This window comes from Bradyrhizobium sp. Leo114 (assembly GCF_055229415.2).
Genome location: NZ_JBUYEN020000001.1, coordinates 188580 through 207391 on the forward strand (window position 1 = coordinate 188580; position 18812 = coordinate 207391).

15 protein-coding genes are annotated in these 18812 nt (G+C 64.5%); 13 read left to right on the forward strand and 2 right to left on the reverse strand.

Going from position 1 to position 18812, the window contains the following annotated elements:
- Positions 1-49 precede the first annotated feature (49 nt).
- The gene (locus tag ACZIRK_RS00870; protein ID WP_028163060.1) at positions 50-1120 is read left to right on the forward strand and encodes a glycosyltransferase family 4 protein; all 1071 of its coding nucleotides are present in this window, start codon (positions 50-52) and stop codon (positions 1118-1120) included.
- A 119-nt stretch (positions 1121-1239) separates the two neighbouring features.
- On the opposite strand, the gene ACZIRK_RS00875 is transcribed toward ACZIRK_RS00870, so the two are convergent.
- Together ACZIRK_RS00875 and ACZIRK_RS00880 are read right to left on the reverse strand one after the other, a co-directional pair.
- Positions 1240-3174 (reverse strand): alkyl/aryl-sulfatase, encoded by a 1935-nt coding sequence (locus tag ACZIRK_RS00875; protein WP_463326750.1) that lies wholly within the window; start codon positions 3172-3174, stop codon positions 1240-1242.
- 193 nt (positions 3175-3367) lie between these two features.
- Positions 3368-4396: an ABC transporter substrate-binding protein gene (locus tag ACZIRK_RS00880; protein ID WP_463326751.1), complete on the reverse strand. Its 1029-nt coding sequence runs from the start codon at positions 4394-4396 to the stop codon at positions 3368-3370.
- Between the two features lie 99 nt (positions 4397-4495).
- Here ACZIRK_RS00880 and ACZIRK_RS00885 point away from each other — a divergent pair, with 99 nt between their 5' ends.
- The 12 genes from ACZIRK_RS00885 (at position 4496) to ACZIRK_RS00940 (ending at position 18812) form a co-directional block, all read left to right on the forward strand.
- A complete protein-coding gene (locus ACZIRK_RS00885) occupies positions 4496-5143 on the forward strand; it encodes a TetR/AcrR family transcriptional regulator (protein WP_463326752.1) in 648 nt (215 codons plus the stop codon).
- Between the two features lie 188 nt (positions 5144-5331).
- A complete protein-coding gene (locus tag ACZIRK_RS00890) occupies positions 5332-6093 on the forward strand; it encodes an ABC transporter permease (RefSeq protein ID WP_463326753.1) in 762 nt (253 codons plus the stop codon).
- Between the two features lie 18 nt (positions 6094-6111).
- Positions 6112-7149 (forward strand): NAD-dependent epimerase/dehydratase family protein, encoded by a 1038-nt coding sequence (locus tag ACZIRK_RS00895; RefSeq protein WP_130222292.1) that lies wholly within the window; start codon positions 6112-6114, stop codon positions 7147-7149.
- Positions 7136-7957 carry a GNAT family N-acetyltransferase gene (locus ACZIRK_RS00900; RefSeq protein ID WP_463326754.1) on the forward strand — a complete coding sequence of 274 codons (822 nt, stop codon included), beginning with the start codon at positions 7136-7138 and terminating at the stop codon, positions 7955-7957. The genes ACZIRK_RS00895 and ACZIRK_RS00900 overlap by 14 nt, the downstream gene beginning before the upstream one ends.
- Positions 7958-7965: 8 nt before the next feature.
- Complete coding sequence (locus ACZIRK_RS00905) at positions 7966-9021, forward strand: dihydrodipicolinate synthase family protein (protein ID WP_130222288.1); 1056 nt, start codon at positions 7966-7968, stop codon at positions 9019-9021.
- Positions 9009-9794 carry an ABC transporter ATP-binding protein gene (locus ACZIRK_RS00910; RefSeq protein WP_130222286.1) on the forward strand — a complete coding sequence of 262 codons (786 nt, stop codon included), beginning with the start codon at positions 9009-9011 and terminating at the stop codon, positions 9792-9794. Before ACZIRK_RS00905 ends, ACZIRK_RS00910 begins: the two co-directional genes overlap by 13 nt.
- A gap of 144 nt (positions 9795-9938) precedes the next feature.
- Positions 9939-11330, forward strand: coding sequence for an MFS transporter (locus tag ACZIRK_RS00915; RefSeq protein ID WP_130222284.1), 1392 nt, complete (start codon positions 9939-9941; stop codon positions 11328-11330).
- Positions 11331-11482: 152 nt separating this feature from the next.
- Positions 11483-11932 (forward strand): (2Fe-2S)-binding protein, encoded by a 450-nt coding sequence (locus ACZIRK_RS00920; protein ID WP_463326755.1) that lies wholly within the window; start codon positions 11483-11485, stop codon positions 11930-11932.
- Positions 11933-11941: 9 nt separating this feature from the next.
- The gene (locus ACZIRK_RS00925) at positions 11942-14119 is read left to right on the forward strand and encodes a xanthine dehydrogenase family protein molybdopterin-binding subunit (RefSeq protein ID WP_130222280.1); all 2178 of its coding nucleotides are present in this window, start codon (positions 11942-11944) and stop codon (positions 14117-14119) included.
- 224 nt (positions 14120-14343) lie between these two features.
- On the forward strand, positions 14344-15435 hold the full coding sequence (locus ACZIRK_RS00930) for a hypothetical protein (protein ID WP_463326756.1): 1092 nt from the start codon (positions 14344-14346) through the stop codon (positions 15433-15435).
- An 87-nt stretch (positions 15436-15522) separates the two neighbouring features.
- Positions 15523-18300 carry a xanthine dehydrogenase family protein molybdopterin-binding subunit gene (locus ACZIRK_RS00935; protein WP_463326757.1) on the forward strand — a complete coding sequence of 926 codons (2778 nt, stop codon included), beginning with the start codon at positions 15523-15525 and terminating at the stop codon, positions 18298-18300.
- Positions 18297-18812, forward strand: coding sequence for a (2Fe-2S)-binding protein (locus tag ACZIRK_RS00940; protein ID WP_463326758.1), 516 nt, complete (start codon positions 18297-18299; stop codon positions 18810-18812). Before ACZIRK_RS00935 ends, ACZIRK_RS00940 begins: the two co-directional genes overlap by 4 nt.

Sequence of the window (18812 nt, forward strand, 5' to 3'; positions counted from 1 at the left end):
AAATGGGGTTGGGCTTGATTATCCCACATCACACAGAGGAGACGAAAGCATGCGCATCGCGCAGGTTGCGCCACTGACGGAGGCTGTTCCCCCGAAGCTCTATGGCGGGACGGAACGGGTCGTGCACTGGCTGACTGAAGAACTGGTCACGCTAGGCCACGACGTTACCCTGTTTGCCAGTGGGGACTCGCAGACCTCGGGCAAGCTGGAGGCGACCTGGCCGAAAGCATTGCGGCTGGATGGATCGGTCCGCGATCCCAACGCGCTGCACATGGTGCTGCTCGAGCGCGTCCGACAGAAATGCGATCAGGAGGAGTTCGACTTCCTCCACTTCCATCTGGATTATTATCCGTGGTCGCTGTTCCAGCGGCAGCCGACGCCGTTCGTGACCACCCTGCACGGCCGGCTGGACCTTCCCGAGCACCAACCGGTGTTCGATACGTTCCCGGAAGTGCCGGTGATCTCGATCTCCAACGCCCAGCGCCGTCCGGTGCCGCAGGCGAATTGGGTGAAGACGATCCATCACGGCCTGCCGGAGAACCTGCTGACCCCGCAGGCGGTCAACCCGTCCTATCTGGCGGTGCTCGGCCGCATCGCGCCGGAAAAGGGGGTCGACCGCGCCATCAAGATCGCGATGCGCTGCGGCATCCCCTTGAAAATGGCGGCAAAGGTCGACCGCGCCGACCAGGAATATTACGAGGCGGTCATCCGTCCGCTGATCGTGGACAACCCCCTGGTAGATTTCATCGGCGAAATCAGCGACCGCGAGAAGCCGGAGTTTCTGAGCGGCGCCATCGCCCTGTTGCTGCCGATCGACTGGCCGGAGCCGTTCGGCCTGGTGATGATCGAGGCCATGGCCTGCGGCACGCCGGTCATCGCCTTCAACCGCGGCTCGGTGCCGGAGATCATCGAGGATGGCCTGACCGGCTTCATCGTCGAGGATGAGACCAGCGCCGTCGGCGCGGTCGGCCGGCTTCCGGCGCTGAGCCGGCAGACGATCCGCAAGCGGTTCGAGACCCGCTTCACCGCGCGCCGCATGGCGCTCGACTACCTCAACTGTTATCGCGACCTGATGGAAGCGGCCGAGCCGCGCATCAAGCTGGTCGCAAGCGCGGAGTGAGGGAAGAGCGGAGATGCCGTAGGGTTGGCAAAGCGTAGCGTGCCCACCGTTACGAGCGAACACTTGGTGGTGGGCACGGCGCTAACGCGCCTTTGCCCACCCTACGCGCTACGCGCCAGTCAACTCACCGTCGTTCGCTTCGGCTCGACGATCTCGAACATTCGCGGAAACTCATCCATCAGCGTCATCAGCTCAGTCAGCCGCGTTGCATCGCCGCTGACGCTGACCCTGCCGCTGGCGACCGCCTCCGGAAACGTCGTCAACTTGGCAATGACTTCATCCAGCGTGCTGCGCGCCAGCGTGAAGCTTGCATCGGCGTCCCCAGTTTGCGTGTCGGCGACATAGGTCAGCGCGCAATTCTCCAAATTGAGGATGAAGGTCTCATTGGTGTCGGTGAACTCCCAGTTCAGGACGATGCGCTTGCCATCGGCCTTGGGGCCGTTGAGGCGAATGCCGAGCACGTCCCAGAGCTGTCCGGTGCGGAGCGCGGCGAGCGTTTCGCGTGGCATCGCCGGCCGCGCCGGCGCCTTCGGCATGCCCTGCCGTAACTCCTGCGCGCCGAACAGATAGCTGTTGCGCCAGGTCGCGCTTTCCGCGGCATAGCCGAGCTGCTCGAACGTGTCGGCGAGCAGCGCGCGGGCCGCGGCATTGCCCGGCTCGGCGAACACCAGATGGCTCACCGCCTGCGCGACGAAGCGGAATTCGCCGTTGGCGAAATCCTTCCGCGCCCGTTCCAGGATCGCATCCGCGCCGCCCATATACTCAACGTATTTTTTGCCCGACTCGACCGGCGGCAGCGGATCGAGATTGACGGGGTTGGCGTCATACCAGCCGAGATATTTCTGATAGATCGCCTTCGCATTGTGCCGGATGTGGCCGTAATAGCCGCGGCCGTGCCAGGCGCCCTCCAGGCTTTTCGGCAGCCGAATGGTCTCCGCGATTTCGCTCGCGGTCAGCCCATGGTTCATCAGGCGAATGGTCTGGTCATGCGCGAACTTGTAGAGATCGCGCTGCTGGCGGATCATGGTGTCGATCCGCTCTCGACCCCACACCGGCCAATGATGCTGGCCGCACATCGCCTCCGCTTTGCCGCCCCACAGCTTGAGCGCCTCGCCGAGATATTTCGACCACGCCAAGGCATCGCGCACATCGGCGCCGCGAAACGGCAGCAGATTGTGGAAATTGTGGGTGCAGTTTTCCGCGAGGTTCAGCAGCTTGTAGCGCGGCAGGTAGAAATGCATCTCCGCCGGTGCCTCGCTGTTCGGCGCCATCTGGAACTCGAATTCGACGCCGTTAATCACGCGCCTGTCGCCGGTGGCGAGGATCAGATCGGTCGGCCGCAACAGTGCCACCGATCCGGCCGCCATCGACTTGCCGAGCCCGCAATCGACCTGCCCCCGCGCCCCCTTCGCCAGGAACGGCCCGAATTGATATTGCGCACGCCGCAACATCGCGGGGCCTGCGATGATGTTCTCGGAGACCGCATGCTCCATGAACATGTCAGGGGCGATGATCGGCACCTGCCCGCTCGACAATGTCTCGTCATCGAGCACCCCGCGGGCGCCGCCCCAATGATCGGTGTGGGTATGGGTGAAGAGCATTGCCACAACCGGACGCCTGCCGCGGTGCCTGAAATAGAGCTCGATGGCGGCGCGGGCGCCCTCGATCGAGGTGAGGGTATCAACCACGATCACGCCGCTGTCGCCCTCGATCAGCGTCATGTTGGCGATATCGAGCCCCCGCACCTGGTAGACCCCGGGCACCACCTCGAACAGGCCGTGATGCATGTTCAATCGCGATTGCCGCCACAGGCTGGGATTGACGGTGGGCGGAGCCTCCTCCGATGAGAGGAAGCCGTAAGGCGCAAGACTCCAGACCACTCTGCCTTGGGCGTTGGCGATATGCGCGTTTTCGATGGTGCCGAGGAAGCCGCGCGCGGCATCGTCGAAATCACCCGTATCGGAGAACGGCAATGCATCCAGCATCGCCGCGTGCTGCGCGACCACGGAAGGCGAGGCGTCCTTAGGAGCTTCGCTGGCGATTGTGTTGGTCATGTCTGTTCCTCCCCGCCGCGAGCCAAAGCGACCACGGCTTACGCAGGAGGATTATGAGCGTGTGACCGATGGCGTCAAATGCTCGTCATGGCCGGGCTTGTCCCGGCCATCCACGCTCTCCTTCGGGTGCCCAAGTGCGTGGATGCCCGGGACAAGCCCGGGCATGACGGAAGCAAGTGGTATAACGGCCGCGCTACTTCTTCACCTTGCTCGCGTCCATCTTGATGCTCGTGTCCAGCATCTTGGTCGAAAACGCCGTGTTCACGTCGAACGGCTTTTCCATCCCGAGATAGCTGTGCACCAACTCGTAGTCCTTCTTCATCCGCTCGGCGTCGATCCAGCCGAGCGCCTTGGTCGTGGTGAACTCGTCCGTCATCAGGATCTTGATGCGCTCCCATTGCCGTTCCTGGTTCTCCCGGTCGAGGCCGGAGACCTGGTCGAGCAGCGCCTTCAGGCAGGGCGCGACGTCGGCGACGCAGGCGGCATAGGCCTTCTGCGTGACCCGCACGAATTCCTCGACCAGTTTCGGATTCTTCTGCAGGAATGCGCCGTTGACGATCAGCGAATTGCCGTAAGGATTGAGCCCGATGTCCTTCCAGTTGACGTAGCCGAGATCGGCACCGAACTCGATCGCCTTCAGATCGTGCTCGTTGTAGAAATCGCTGATGATGTCGACCGTGTGGCTCTTCAGCGCCGCGATCTTCGCGGTCGGGCCGACATTGACGAAAGTGACGGAGTCAGGCGCGATCCCGGCCGCCTTGGCGAAGGCCGGCCACATCACGCGCGAGGCATCGCCCGGCGGGTTGCCGATCTTGTGGCCGGGAAAATCCTTCACCCCGTTCACGCCGTAGCTCTTCAGCCAATAGAAGGTCTGCCCGGTATTGGCGTAGATGCTCATCAGCGCCACCACGTCGGCGCCCTTGCTCTTGGCCACCAGCATGGTCGCGAGATCGGCGATGCCGAACGGCGAGCCGCCGGAGCCGACCTTCAGCGATGAGACGCCGGAGCCCTTGCCGGTCTCGATCGTGAGATCGATGCCGGCCTTCTCGTACCAGCCCTGCGCCTTGGCGTAATAGAACGGCGAATGATCCGCCGTCGGCGTCCAGTTCAGGATCAGATTGACGGATTCGGCGGCGCGCGCCGGCGCAACCCACGCCGCCAGCGCAAACGCCAAGGCCGGCGCAAACCCCAGCGTCAAGGCTGCAAGCCTCAAACCCTTCATCGCAACTCTCCCCGTGCGCAACCCGGCCTTGTCGCACCTTGCTTGTGACGTTACCAATGCAACAAGGGACAGGCGTAATTGTCAACTGTTTGGTTGAAAATGCTGAAGAGACGATCCGACAACACAAAGCCGCAGCGACGCGATCCCGTCGCCACGCAACGGAAGCTCCTGACCGCGGCGCGGCGCGAATTCGCGCAAAACGGGCTTGCCGGCGCCAGGGTCGACGAGATCGCGGCCAGAGCCGGCGTCAACAAGCAGCTCGTCTACCATTATTTCGGCCACAAGGACGCGCTCTACCTCGCCGTGCTCGAATGGGTCTATGAGGAGATCCGCGAGCAGGAGCGCGAGCTCAACCTGGAGGGACTGCCGCCCGAACAGGCGATCAAGAAGCTGATCGAAGCCTCGTTCGATCACCTCGCCGCCCATCCCGACTTCATCGTGCTCCTGAACGACGAGAACCGCGGCGGCGCCCGGCACGTCCGCGGCTCCCGCCGGCTGGAGGCCATGCACTCGCCGCTCGTCAGCATGGTCTCGAAGATCCTCAATGAAGGCGTGCGCGCCGGCGTGTTCCGACGCGGCGTCGATCCGGTGCACCTCTATATCTCGATCGCGGCACTCAGCTACTTCTTCTTCTCCAATACGCCGACGCTGTCGGCGATCTTCGGCAAGGACCTGTCGAGCACGGCCGCGCGCCGGGCCCGGCGGCGGCACGTAACCGACCTGGTGCTGCAGTCGCTCCGGCCGTAGACCCTGGCACCGCCGTCATTGCGAGCGCAGCGAAGCAATCCACGTCTCCACGGACGGCGCCATGGATTGCTTCGCTGCGCTCGCAATGACGGGGCGATATAATCAACCAGATGGTTGAAAGATGGATACGACCGGGCTAGGCTGAGAGCGAGGGCCGGGAGCGGCCGGCATTTTCGAGGGAGCAATCGGTGTTCAGTGACGGCGGGCGGTCCATCGCGATCATCCTGATCGTGCATCTTGCCGTGATCGTGCTCTGGCAGGTCCTGGTCGACGCGTTCCAGGTGCCGAAGTTCATCCTGCCCTCGCCGCTCGCGACCGTCGCGACGCTCAGCTCCGCCAAATATGCCTGGCTGTCGAACCTGCTCGTCACCGCCGCTGAAATCCTCGGCGGCTTCTGCCTTGGCGCGCTGGTGGGCGTCGCGCTTGCCGTCATCTTCAGTTGGTCGCCGCTGGTGAGCCTCGTATTGCTACCATTGTTCGTGACCCTGAACATGATCCCGAAAGTGGCGTTGGGCCCGCTGATCATCGTGTGGTTTTCCTACGGCATCATTCCGAACATCCTGATCGCCTTCAGCATCTGCTTCTTTCCGATCCTGCTGACGACCGCACGCGGCCTGCGCGAGGTCGAGCCCGACCTGCTCGACCTCGTCAAATCGCTGCGCGGCTCGCGCTGGACGCTGTTCCGCAAGATCCAATTGCCGGGATCGCTGCCTTACGTGTTTTCCGGCATGAAAGTCGGCGCTATCCTGGCGGTTGCCGGCGCGATCGTCGGCGAGTTCATCGCCTCCGAGCGCGGGCTCGGCTATCTCATGATCCAGGTGCAGTCCTCGCTCGACACCCCGGCCATGGTGATGGCAGTCGTTCTGCTGACTCTGCTCGGCGTTGCGCTTTACGGCCTGGTGCTCGGCCTTGAACGGCTGTTCGTGGTCTCCGACATCCGGCTGCAATAAGAAACCAGGGGAAGAACCATGCTGCTCACGCGCGACACTTTGCCGAAGACGATCCCGGATATTGCAGCGCTCGACGACCTGCTGTGCCGGCCGAGCCAGGCCTTGATCGACGATATCAGCAAGGTCGACGGCGACATCATGATCCTCGGCGTCGCCGGCAAGATGGGACCGACGCTGGCCGGCCTTGCCAAGGCCGCCGCACCGGACCGCCGCGTCATCGGCGTCGCCCGCTTCAGCGATCCCGCGGTGAAGGACTGGCTGGAGGAGCGCGGCATCGAGACAATCAATTGCGACCTGTTGGATGAGGCCGCGATCAGGGCGCTGCCGAAGGCGCCGAACATCATCTTCATGGCTGGCCGCAAATTCGGCGCCGAGGGCGACCTGTCGCTGACCTGGGCGATGAATGCGCATGTCCCAGCGCTGGTCGCACAGGCTTTCCCTGCGTCGCGGATCGTGGCGTTCTCGACCGGCTGCGTCTATCCATTCGTGCCGGTTGACGGCAAAGGCTCCGATGAGGACATGGCGCCGAACCCGCCGGGAGAATACGCGCAATCCTGCGTCGGGCGCGAGCGCATGTTCGAATACTTCTCCAGGAAATTCGCAACACCCGGCCGCCTGTTCCGCCTGAACTATGCGATCGACATGCGCTACGGCGTGCTGCACGACATCGCGACTAAGGTGCTTTCGGGCACACCGATCGATGTCAGCCTCGGCCATGTCAATTTCATCTGGCAGGGCGATGCCGCCTCGCAGGCGCTGCGGTGCCTGGCGCATTGCACGACGCCGACTTCGCCCATCAATGTCAGCGGCCACGAGATCCTCGCGGTGCGCGATCTCGCCGCCAGGTTCGGCGCGCGCTTCGGCCGTCAGCCCGTGATCGTCGGCAAGGAAGAGCCGACGGCGTGGCTGACCGACACCTCGCTAGCGGTCAAGCTGTTCGGCCTGCCGGTCGTCGACACCGAGCAGTTGATCGCCTGGACCGCGGACTGGGTGGAACGCGCGATGCCGAGCCTCGGCAAGCCCACCAAATATGAGGTGCGCGATGGTCGATACTGAGCCTGTCGCCATTGTCCAACTCGGGGTCGACGACGCTGCGGCCGGGCTCGCGCTGTCGACCGAAGCGCACTGGAACCAGAACGAGGCCGACTGGCGCTTCTTCCTCGGCAATGGCATCGTGTCCGGCGTCCGCGACGGAACGCATCTGGTCGCAACTGCGGCGCTGCTGCCGTATTCCGCCGGTAATGCCTGGATCAGCATGGTGCTGGTGACCGAACGCTGGCGCCGCCGCGGCATCGCGACCCGGCTGGTCGATGCCTGTCTCGACGCGGCAAGACAGCGCGGCCTCACCACCTGGCTCGATGCGACGCCGGCGGGCGCCACGGTGTACGGTCCACTCGGCTTCACGCCGACATTGCAGCTTCGGCGCTTGCGGCTCGAACATCCAACGCAAGAGGCGCCCGTGACGCTCGCGGCCTCCGATATCGACACGTTCACCGCACGCGACCGGCGCGCCATGGGATTTGAGCGCAACGGCCTGCTCGCGGAATTCGGCGCCCGCACCGGCTCGCGTATTGTGTCCCACGGCAACGCGATGGCGCTGGTGCGCGACGGCCGCACCGCGCGCCAGATCGGACCACTGTTCGCGGATAGCGCGGCGGACGCGCTGGCGCTGGTCGATGCGATCAGCCGAAACGAAACCAGTCCGCTCCTGATCGACGCGATTGCGTCGCAGGAATCATTCGTCGCCGGATTGACAGCCGCGGGCTGGAACATCGAACGGCCGTTCCAGCGCATGCGGTTCGGCCGCGCCACCACGCAAAGCGAAGAGCTTCCCTTCGCCGTCGCCGGCCCGGAATTTGGATAGGATTGGCCATGCACCACAGCGAGATCAAATCCGAGATACGCAAGCTGATCGCCGACGGCACCGTGCTGCCCGCACACCCGCTCGCGCTCGACGCCAATCGCGCGCTCGACAAGAGGCATCAGCGCGCGCTAACGCGCTATTATATCGACGCGGGCGCCGGCGGCCTTGCGGTCGGCGTCCACACCACGCAATTCGCGATCCGCGAGGTCGGGCTTTATCGGCCCGTGCTCGAGCTCGCCGCCGAGACGGCAGCGAACTGGACCAAGCGGCCACTGGCGATGGTCGCAGGTCTCGCCGGCCCGACGCAGCAGGCGATCTCCGAAGCGCGGACCGCGCGCGATATCGGCTATCACGCTGGCCTGCTCAGCCTCGCCGCAATGAAGACCGCGTCGGAAGACGACATCATCGCGCATTGCCAGGCGGTCGCGCGCGAGATCCCGCTGGTCGGCTTCTACCTGCAACCCGCGGTCGGCGGCGTCATCCTGAGCGCGGACTTCTGGCGGCGCTTTGCGGCGATCGACAATGTGATCGCGATCAAGATCGCGCCGTTCAACCGCTATCGCACCCTGGACGTGTTGCGCGGCGTCGCCGCGGCTGGTGCCCTCGACCGCGTCGCGCTCTATACCGGCAATGACGACCATATCCTGCTCGACCTCACCTTGCCGTTCGACCTGCGCGAGAATGGAGTTACGACCCGCACCTACTTCAAAGGCGGCCTGCTCGGTCACTGGTCGGTGTGGACGCAGACGGCAATCAGGCAATTCGAGATGTGCAAGGCGGCGCGCCACAAGGATACGGTGCCTGCCGATCTGCTGGCGCTCGATGCCCGCGTCACCGATTGCAACAGCGCATTCTTCGACGTTGCCAACAATTTCCACGGCTGCATCGCAGGCTGTCACGAGATCCTCCGCCGCCAGGGCTTGCTGGAAGGCATCTGGTGCCTCGATCCAAACGAAGGTCTCAGCCCGGGCCAGATGCAGGAGATCGACCGCGTCTGCCGCGAGCATGCCGATCTCTCGGACGACGGCTTCGTCGCCGCGAACCTGCAGAAATGGTTGACATGACGGCCGAGCCTTTCATCAGCCTGCGCAACGTCCGCAAGGTCTATCGGTCCAAGGGAGCCGAGTTCCTTGCCGTCTCCGACGTCACAATGGACATCGCCGAGGGCGAGCTTGTGGCGCTGGTCGGGCCATCCGGTTGCGGCAAGACCACCGTGCTGAAGATCCTTGCCGGCCTGCACAGCGCCGATGGCGGTACGATCAAGATCGGCAACGCGAAGACGCCGTTCGATCCCGCGCGCGATATCGGGATGGTATTCCAGCAGGCGCTGCTGCTCAAATGGCGCACCATCCTCGACAATGTGCTGCTGCCGGCCGAGATCGTCGGCCTGCCGATCAAGGCGGCGCGGGAGCGCGCCCGCGACCTGCTCAAGATGGTCGGCCTCGCCGGCTATGAGGACAAATATCCGCAGCAGCTCTCAGGCGGCATGCAGCAGCGCACCGCAATCGCTCGCGCGTTCATCCATGACCCGAAACTGATCCTGATGGACGAGCCGTTCGGCGCGCTGGATGCGCTGACGCGTGAGCAGATGAATCTCGAAATGCTGCGGATCTGGCGCGAGAGCGGCAAGACCATCATCTTCGTCACCCACAGCATCCAGGAGGCCGTGTTCCTGGGCTCCCATTGCGCCGTGCTCACCGCCGGGCCCGCTCGGATGGCGGAATATTTCCCGATCGAATTGCCCCTCCCCCGCGCGCTTCCGATCAAGACCACGGACGAATTCGGCGCCTACGCCCGGCGCATCTATGACCGGCTCGGCCTCAGCACCAACGCCTGATCCGCCGCGCGTGGACGGCTGACGCCAAGCCGGAACGCAGAATTGCGCATACGCATCATGCAACCGCATACCTGTGGCAACCCGTGCGCGCGTAGTAGATGACCGAGAGGACGGGATCCTGTCCTTCCGGAGAATCTGACCACAATGGACATGCTCGCGGCGAAGGCGCCAGTCGCGCCCGTCATGGACGGCTTGCCGCCGGAGCGGCGGCGCTGGGCCGTGGCTGCGATCTTCACCGCGCTCGCGATGGCTTCGCTTGACACCGCGATTGCCAATATCGCCCTGCCCGCGATCGCGACCGATCTTAAGGTCAGCCCGGCCGATGTCGTCTGGGTCGTCAACGTCTACCAGATCGCGCTGGTCGCAACGCTGTTGCCACTTGGCGCGCTCGGGGAAATCGTCGGCCATGAGCGCATCTATCTCGGCGGCCTCCTCTTGTTCACGCTCGCCTCGCTCGGCTGCGCGCTCGCGTGGTCGCTGGACAGCCTTCTCATTGCACGAACGCTGCAAGGGCTCGGCGCCAGCGGGCTGATGAGCGTCAACACCGCGCTGGTCCGCTACGTCTACCCGAGCAGGATGCACGGTCGCGGCTTCGGCCACAACGCGCTGGTGGTCGCGACCGCCTTCACCCTCGGGCCGACGATTGCCTCCGCCATCCTGGCGTTCGGAACCTGGCCGTGGCTGTTTGCGATCAACATCCCGTTCGGCCTGACCGCACTGTTCATCGGCATGAAGACCTTGCCGCAGACGCCGCGCGCCGTGCATGCCTTCGACCTCCCCGGCGCAGTGCTGGCCTCAGGCTGCCTCGGTCTCTTCATCATCGGCATCGGCAGCGCCGCGCACAAGACCTCGCCGGGATTGGTGCTGGTCGAGGTTGCTGGAGCGGTGGTGCTGGGCTGGCTGCTGACGCACCGGCATCGGGATCATCCGGCGCCAATGCTGCCGATCGACCTGTTCCGCCGCCCGATGTTCGCCTTGTCCGCAGCGACCGCGGTCTGCTCGTTCGCAATCCAGGGCCTCGCCTTCGTTTCGCTGCCGTTCTATTTCGAAGCCGTGCTGATGCGCTCGCAGGTCGAGACCGGGTTCTTCATGACGCCCTGGCCGCTGGTTGTTGGAATCATGGCGCCGATCGGCGGCCGCCTGTCCGACCGTTACCCGGTCGGCATCCTTGGCGGTATCGGGTTGATCCTGCTCGGCCTCGGCATGACGCTCTTGGCAACACTACCCGCCTCCCCCAGCATCCCCGATATCGTCTGGCGCATGGTGATCTGCGGGATCGGATTCGGCTTTTTCCAGACGCCCAATATGAAGGCACTGATGAGCAGTGCGCCGCCGCACCGCAGCGGCAGCGCCAGCGGCATCGTGGCGACCGCGCGCCTGACCGGGCAAACCATCGGCGCCGCGCTCGCCGCTTTCTGCTTTGCCATCGCCGGCCATGAAGGCGCCACCTACGCACTCGCGCTAGGCGCCGGATTTGCGGTGCTCGGAAGCGCGATGAGTTTCCTGCGGCTGGCTGTCGCACCCAAGGGCGCATGATCTGCGCGAGGCGCAAGAGATCAAGAACACCGCGCCCTCGGGTTTGTTCCTGCTTCCTCGCATACGCATTTTCTTGATTTGAATCGTTCTAGTGGCCGGGTCACACTCGCCCCGAGGTCTAGTTGATGGAACTGGATCAAAAGGGGATTGCGATGGCTAACCTCACAATTAACGGCAAGAAAATCGAGGTCGATGTCGAGCCGGATACGCCGCTGCTCTGGGCGATTCGCGAAAACATTGGACTGACCGGCACCAAATATGGCTGCGGCATCGCACAATGCGGCGCCTGCACCGTTCATGTCGACGGCGTGGCGATGCGATCCTGCGGCGTGCTCGTCAGCGAAGTTGATGGCAAGGAAATCACGACGATCGAGGGCCTTGCCGCCGAGGGCAAGCTGCACAAGGTGCAGCTGGCCTGGATCGAGCACGACGTGCCGCAATGCGGCTATTGCCAGACCGGCATGATCATGGCGGTAGCGGCGCTTCTGAAAGACAACCCGAAACCGACCGACCAGGACATCGACGAGGCCATCACCAATATCTGCCGCTGCGGCACCTTCGCGCAGGTGCGCGAGGCGATCCACGCCGTCGCGAACGCGTGAGGTGCCGTCATGAATCAGCACGTCAAGCTCAACCGCCGCGCGTTCGTGATTGGCACCGCCGCGGCAGGCGCCGGCCTTGCGCTCGGCTTCAATCTTCCGTTTGGCGGGGCGGTGGCGCGCGCCGCCGATGGCTCGCCCGAAGTCAACGCCTGGGTGGTGATCCGTCCGGATGATACGGTGGTGATCCGCATCGCGCGTTCGGAGATGGGCCAGGGTTCGCTCACCGGTCTCGCGCAGCTCGTTGCCGAAGAACTCGAATGCGACTGGTCGAAGGTCACGACCGAATATCCGACACCGGGCCAGAGCGCCGCGCGCGGCCGGCCCTGGGGCGATTTCTCGACCGGTGGCAGCCGTGGCATCCGCGGCTCGCATGAATACGTCCGCAAGGGCGGCGCCACCGCGCGGCTGATGCTGATCCAGGCCGCCGCGAACGAATGGAAGGTGCCGGCCTCCGAATGCTCGGCCGCGAGCAGCGTCATCACCCATCTGCCGACGGGCCGAACCACGACCTACGGCAAGGTGGCGGAAGCAGCTAGCAGGCTCTCTCCGCCGTCCGATGTGAAGCTGAAAGACTCGAAGGACTGGAAGATCGCGGGCAAGGGCCTGAAGCGCCTCGACACCGCCGACAAGACCACCGGCGCGATGGTCTATGGCATCGACTTCAAATTGCCAGGCATGTTGAACGCCGCGATCAAGGATTGCCCGGTGTTCGGCGGCAAGCTGAAGAGCTTTGACGAGGCCAAGATCGCCAACATGAAAGGCGTCAAGAAGGTGGTGCGCGTCGGCGACAGCGGGGTTGCCGTCGTCGCCGACACCTGGTGGCACGCCAAGACTGCACTCGATGCGCTGCCGATCGAGTGGGACGAAGGCCCGAACGCAAAGACCTCGAGCGAGACGATCAGCAAATGGCTGGCCGAAGGACTCGAGCCGTCGCAGGCGGCGTTCGTCGGCAACCAGAACGGCAATGCGATGGCGGAGATCGCGCGTGCCGCAAAGGTGGTCGAGGCCGTCTACAACTATCCCTACCAGAACCAGGCCACGATGGAGCCGATGAACGCGACCGCGCTCCATACCGGCGAGAAGCTCGATGTCTGGTGCGGCACGCAGAACGGCGAAGCGGCCTTCGCCACCGCGGTGCAAGCCTCAGGCCTTCCGCCTGAGAAATGCGACGTCCACAAGCTGATCCTCGGCGGCGGCTTCGGCCGTCGCGGCCAGAGCGATTATGTGCGGCAGGCGGTCTTGATCGCCAAGGAGATGCAGGGCACGCCGATCAAGCTGTTGTGGTCGCGCGAAGAGGACATGCAGCACGGCTTCTATCATCCGGTTACCCAGTGCCGGATGGTCGGCGCCTTCGATGCCGACAACAACCTGACCGCGCTGCGCATGCGGATCTCCGGCCAGTCGATCCTGGCGCGGCTACGGCCAGAGGCCATGATCAACGGCATGGATCCCGCGACATTCCAGGGGCTCGCGCCTAGCGGCGAAGCGGCGATCGGCTATTCGATCCCGAACCTGTTGATCGAACATTCGATGCGCAATCCGCATGTGCCGCCGGGCTTCTGGCGTGGCGTCAACATCAATCCGAACACGATCTATCTCGAGAGCTTCATGGACGAACTCGCGCATGCGGTCGGCCAGGATCCGCTCGCGTTCCGTCGCAAACTGATGGCGGGTCATCCGAAGCATCTGGCGGTGCTGAACGCGGTCGCCGAACGGATCGGCTGGGACAAGCCGGCGCCGCAGGGCGTCTATCGCGGGCTCGCACAGGTGATGGGCTATGGCAGCTATGTCGCCGGCGCCGCCGAGATCTCGGTGACCGACGGCAGCAAGATCAAGGTGCATCGCATCGTCGCTGCCACCGATCCTGGCTACGTCGTCAATCCGGCGCAGGTGGAACGGCAGGTCGCGGGTTCCTTCGTCTACGGCCTCTCCGCTTTGTTCTATGGCGGCTGCACCGTGAAGGACGGCCGCATCGAGCAGACCAACTTCGACACCTACAACTCGATGCGCATCAGCGAGATGCCGAAGGTGGAGACGATCCTGATGCCGAGCGGCGGCTTCTGGGGCGGCGTCGGCGAGCCGACCATCGGCGTCGCTGCGCCCGCGGTGCTGAATGCCTACTTCGCGGCGACCGGAAAACGCATCCGCTCGGTACCGCTACGGCAGCAGAACATCAGCTTCGCGTAAGGAAGTTGTGGTTCACGACCTGACAAGCGAGTCGTTCCGGGCTTGACCCGGGACGACCAAGCGACTGGTCCGCCGCTCCTCGATGAACGCACTATTTTACGGACCGCATCAATCATCCCGCAACCAACGCTGTTGATCACGGCAAGTGTCGCTTGCGCGTCACGCGAATGGCCGAATACTGCCGCCCGGCGAAGAATCGGTGCGAATCACGGGCGGGGATCGGCATGCAGCGCTACGTCGGCTTGGCGGTGGCGGCTTTATTGTTGTGCGGTGGCGGTGCGGGCGCGGAGGCCCAGGGCCTTCCATCCTACATGGCGCCGATCTCCGGCAAGACGAGCACCACACCCGCCGACACCGCGACCAAGGACGTGCTGGCGCTCAACACCGCGATGTTTGAGCTGTATGGCGACGCGGCAAAGATCTTCCAGAAGAACATCCTGAGCAAGCATCCGGTCATCCTTGCGCTGTTTTCCGGCGCCGGCGGCAGCATGATCCTTTACCGTCCGGGAATGGCGCCGACAGAGGCGCCGCAGGTACCGATGGTCTATCAGCTCCTGAAGTCGGTGGGTCACAGCACGATGGCCTTGGCCGAAGTGACCGGCCCCTATGTCGACAATCTCGACGACAAATCCTGGCGCGGCTCGATGCTCGCCTATCGCAGCCGCATGCAGTCGGCGCTCGATGGGCTCGACCGCACGCCGATGGAAGTCGGCTGGCGCGACAACAACCGCGCCATCCTGCAGAACAACCTCGCCTTCATGGACGAATGCCTCGCCAAGGACGTCATCCCATTTGCAACGCTTGAGGCTTTCGGCAAGAAGCAGGCGCCACGCCTCGCCAAGAACGTTGCATGGGCGGCAGAGACCCAGGTTGCGCACTGGATGGGCGTGCTGGCGGACTGGAAAGCCCAGCTCGGCGCCGACTGGGACAAGACCTATGCCGCGAGCAACACCATCTATGTGGCGCGCCAGAACAACGTGCTGTTCAGCGTGCTCGCGCAGTTCTTTGGTCCCGATGCCATCAATGACCGCCTGCTCCTGATCGAAACCATCTCGTTCACAACGACGCCCGCGGACATGCTGGAATCGCTGACGCGGATCATCGCGGATCGCTCGGTCGGTTCGCTGTTCTTCGGCAACTATCATCTCATGGACTATGAATTGATGGGCGGCGATGCGCGTGTCGCGATTGCTGCCGAGACCAAGAAGCGCGGCATGACGACGTTTCTGCCGCCGGCCGTGCCATTCGGTTCGAAGCAATGGCCGACGTTGGTCACGCCCGGTCCCGGCCCCGCATCGATCGCGGACTTGCGATAGTGTTTTTCGTATCGGTGCGTGATTCGGGCGCAACGATAATTTGAGATCGGGCACGCCTGACAGCGTTGACCGAGGGGGGTAAGGGGCATGCGGCCTTCGCGAAGGGAGTTCGTGAAGTGGGTCACGGCGAGCGGGATAGCGCTCAGCCTGTCACGATTGGGAGCGGCCGAGCCGGCGGGCTTTCCGGCGCGCGCGGTGTTGCCGGGACGGCAAAACTGGAATCCGGCGGCCGATGGCCGCGGTCGCATCGACGGCGTCGCCAAGGTCACCGGCGCCAAGCTCTACGCCTCCGATTTTCGCGCTGCCGACCTGCCGGGATGGCCGGCCACGACGTCGCACGCGATCCTCGTCCGCGCGAGCGATGCGACGCGCGTCTATCTCGGCATGGACCTCGCACGCCTGAGCGGCGCGCTGAAGCCGTCGGTCGTGGTAACGGCCGAGGAGCTTGCGAAGATCGGCGCCCGCGTCCCTGAATTCTATGCGGGCGATCTGTTCTGCCCCGTCGGCAAGACGCCGCTTTATATGGGACAGCCGGTCGCGCTATTGATCTTCGAGCAGTTCGACGCCTTCGATCGTGCGCGGCTGGCGCTGCGCGACGGCACCTTCGTGAAGTCAGGCGAAGAGACCGGCCCGGTCTCCCTGCCCAATTACGCCGCCTTCCGCTTCACGCGCGTGGCCGGCCCAACGCCCGAGTCGCCCGATGTGTATTCGCCGATCCAGGCCGGCTGGGTGACGCCGGGGCGGCTGCAGGACACCACGCTTCCGGTCTGGTCCTCCTTCGCGAAGGAGACGCAGGCACCCTACGGCAAGGCGGCGCGGTACGGCGAGCAGATCCGCGCCGAGCTGGATGCGAAGAACCCCGCAATGGTGGTGCTCGACCGCAGCTTCGAGACCCAGTCGGTCGATCCAATGTTCCTCGAGCCGGAATGCGGCCTCGGCTGGTACGACAACAGGGGCGGCAATCTCGAACTCGTGCTTGGCGTCCAGTCGCCCTATGAAGCCACCGAGTCGATCGCGCACCTGCTCGGACAGACGCGCCCTCCCTTCAAGCCCGCGCAGATCAACACGCAGTTCACCTATATCGGCGGCGGCTTCGGCGGCCGCGACCACACGCCCTTCGTGCTCTATGTCGCGCTGGCCGCAATGTTCTTTCCGGGACGGCCGGTTCGGCTTGCGCACGACCGTTATCAGCAGTTCCAGGGCGGCATCAAACGCCATCCGTTCAAGATACGATCCCGGATCGGGATCGACCGCGCAACCGGCAAGATCCAGGCTTTCGCGGCCGATCACGTGCTCGACGGCGGCGGCCTTGCGAACTTCTCGTCGAGCGTGGCGGTCGTCGGCGCCACGGCGGCGATCGGCATCTATGACGTGCCGAAGGTCGACGTCACTACGGTGGCCGTGCATTCGCGCGGCGTGACCGCGGGCTCGATGCGCGGCTACGGGACCATACAGACCATGACCGCGCTCGAAGTGCTGATCGACGAGGCCGCAGACGCCTTGCTGCTCGATCCGATCGAGTTCCGGCGGCGCAATGCTCTCAAGCAGAACGGCCGCACCATGACGGGAAATCCGTACATCGTGTCGGTCCGCACGCCCGAAATCCTGGACAAGCTCGAGACACATCCGATCTGGCGGCAACGCGCCGAGGAGAAGGCGCGGCTTGCAAGCAGCGGCGTCTTGGTCGGCACCGGCGTCGCCTGCGTCACCAAGGACTACGGCACCGGCGCGGACTGCTCGCTCGGACGCGTCGAGATCGCAGCCGACGGCAGGATCTCGATCCATTGCGATCATGTCGAGATGGGCAATGGCATCGGAACCGCGCTCGCCAACCGCGTCGCGATCCATCTTGGCGCGGTGGCCGACGAAGTGTCGGTGGCCCGGATCGATACCTATGATGCGCTCGGTCTCGTCACCTCTGGCGATCCCTACACGATGGATCAGAAGACTCAGGACGCGGCTGCGAGGAATCCGCGCTGGGTGCCTGCGATCAGTTCGGCCACCAGCGCCTCGATCGGCGCGCATGTCGGGACACATGCGGCTGCCGAGGCCGCGCGCGTCATCTTCCGCTACGGCCTGTGGCCGGCGGCGCTCGAACTCTGGCGCATCCCGCCCTCCGATCCGCGGGCGAAGGATTTCGCCAAAGCGCGCTGGAAGGATGGGCAGCTCATCCTGCCCGGCCTTCCACCGCTCGCACTGCCGGCGCTCGCCGCAGCCGCGCATGCGCGCAACCTCGTGACCGGCGCGATCACCCACAGCTTCTCGCGCTGGGCCTGGTCGCGCGCGGGTTTCCGGTTTGGCCGCGAGCTGCACCAGGCGGAGATCGACGCGCTCGCGGTGCGCAGGGGCGGCGGAAAATTCACCGCGCTCAATCGCGTCAGCGTGTGGTTTCCGCCAACCGACAACAACAGGATCGGCACGGCCTACGCCTCGATGTGCGGCACGCTGGTTCGCGTCGAGATCGAGCGCACGACCGGCGCGCTGCGCATCGCCAAGGCCTACAGCGTGCTCGAATGCGGACAGCCGCTGGTGCCGGAAGTCGTGCTCGGTCAGTCACAGGGCGGCTTTGCCATGGGCGTCGGTTACGCCTTGCTGGAATCGCTGCCGCCTCACGAAGGCGGTCCCGGCAACGGGCAATGGAACCTCGGGCAATATCTGGTAGCGCGGGGATCGGATCTGCCGCTGCGCGATCTCGAGATCGAGATGCTGCCGCCACTGTCGCCGGACGAGCCGCCGAAAGGCATGGCCGAAGTCGTGATGGTCCCCGTCGTCCCTGCCCTTCTCAACGCCATCTTCGACGCCACCGGCCACCGCTTCAATTCGTTGCCGGTCACCCAGGCCATGCTCAAGGGAGCGCTCGCGTGACAAGGCTTGCCATCACGATCAACGGCCGCGCGATCGATCCGATTGAGGTGCGCGACGATCTCTCGATGAACGACTTCCTGCGCGAATATCTGGGCATGACCGGCACCAAGTTCGGCTGCGGCGCCGCACAGTGCCTGAGCTGCACGATCATCGTCGACAACCCCGATGGCACCAGCGAAACCAGTCCGACCTGCATTGTGCCGGCCGCAAACTTCAACGGCAAGGCGATCCGGACCGTCGAGGGCCATGCGAGAAATGGCCAGCTTACCGCGCTTCAGAAAGCCTTCATCGATCACTTCGCCTTCCAGTGCGGCTACTGTACCGCCGGCTTCCTGAACGAAGCCCAGGTCTTCCTGGAACGTCTCGCGAAGAAGCCGGTCGCACGCACCGAACTCGAGAAGACCATCGAAGACGCGCTCGACGGACATATCTGCCGCTGCACCGGCTACATCAAATATCACGAGGCCGTCCGCGACGTGATCCTCGCCGATCCCCAGCGTTATCTGGCCTGA

What these genes read in the sequence shown, in the direction of transcription:
- ACZIRK_RS00870 (WP_028163060.1), top strand. Translation starts at nt 50, where the DNA reads ATGCGCATCGCGCAGGTTGCGCCACTGACGGAGGCTGTTCCCCCGAAG.
- ACZIRK_RS00910 (WP_130222286.1), top strand. Translation starts at nt 9,009, where the DNA reads ATGGTTGACATGACGGCCGAGCCTTTCATCAGCCTGCGCAACGTCCGC.
- ACZIRK_RS00930 (WP_463326756.1), top strand. Translation starts at nt 14,344, where the DNA reads ATGCAGCGCTACGTCGGCTTGGCGGTGGCGGCTTTATTGTTGTGCGGT.
- ACZIRK_RS00895 (WP_130222292.1), top strand. Translation starts at nt 6,112, where the DNA reads ATGCTGCTCACGCGCGACACTTTGCCGAAGACGATCCCGGATATTGCA.
- ACZIRK_RS00925 (WP_130222280.1), top strand. Translation starts at nt 11,942, where the DNA reads ATGAATCAGCACGTCAAGCTCAACCGCCGCGCGTTCGTGATTGGCACC.
- ACZIRK_RS00935 (WP_463326757.1), top strand. Translation starts at nt 15,523, where the DNA reads ATGCGGCCTTCGCGAAGGGAGTTCGTGAAGTGGGTCACGGCGAGCGGG.
- ACZIRK_RS00905 (WP_130222288.1), top strand. Translation starts at nt 7,966, where the DNA reads ATGCACCACAGCGAGATCAAATCCGAGATACGCAAGCTGATCGCCGAC.
- ACZIRK_RS00885 (WP_463326752.1), top strand. Translation starts at nt 4,496, where the DNA reads ATGCTGAAGAGACGATCCGACAACACAAAGCCGCAGCGACGCGATCCC.
- ACZIRK_RS00875 (WP_463326750.1), bottom strand. Translation starts at nt 3,174, where the DNA reads ATGACCAACACAATCGCCAGCGAAGCTCCTAAGGACGCCTCGCCTTCC.
- ACZIRK_RS00920 (WP_463326755.1), top strand. Translation starts at nt 11,483, where the DNA reads ATGGCTAACCTCACAATTAACGGCAAGAAAATCGAGGTCGATGTCGAG.
- ACZIRK_RS00900 (WP_463326754.1), top strand. Translation starts at nt 7,136, where the DNA reads ATGGTCGATACTGAGCCTGTCGCCATTGTCCAACTCGGGGTCGACGAC.
- ACZIRK_RS00880 (WP_463326751.1), bottom strand. Translation starts at nt 4,396, where the DNA reads ATGAAGGGTTTGAGGCTTGCAGCCTTGACGCTGGGGTTTGCGCCGGCC.
- ACZIRK_RS00915 (WP_130222284.1), top strand. Translation starts at nt 9,939, where the DNA reads ATGGACATGCTCGCGGCGAAGGCGCCAGTCGCGCCCGTCATGGACGGC.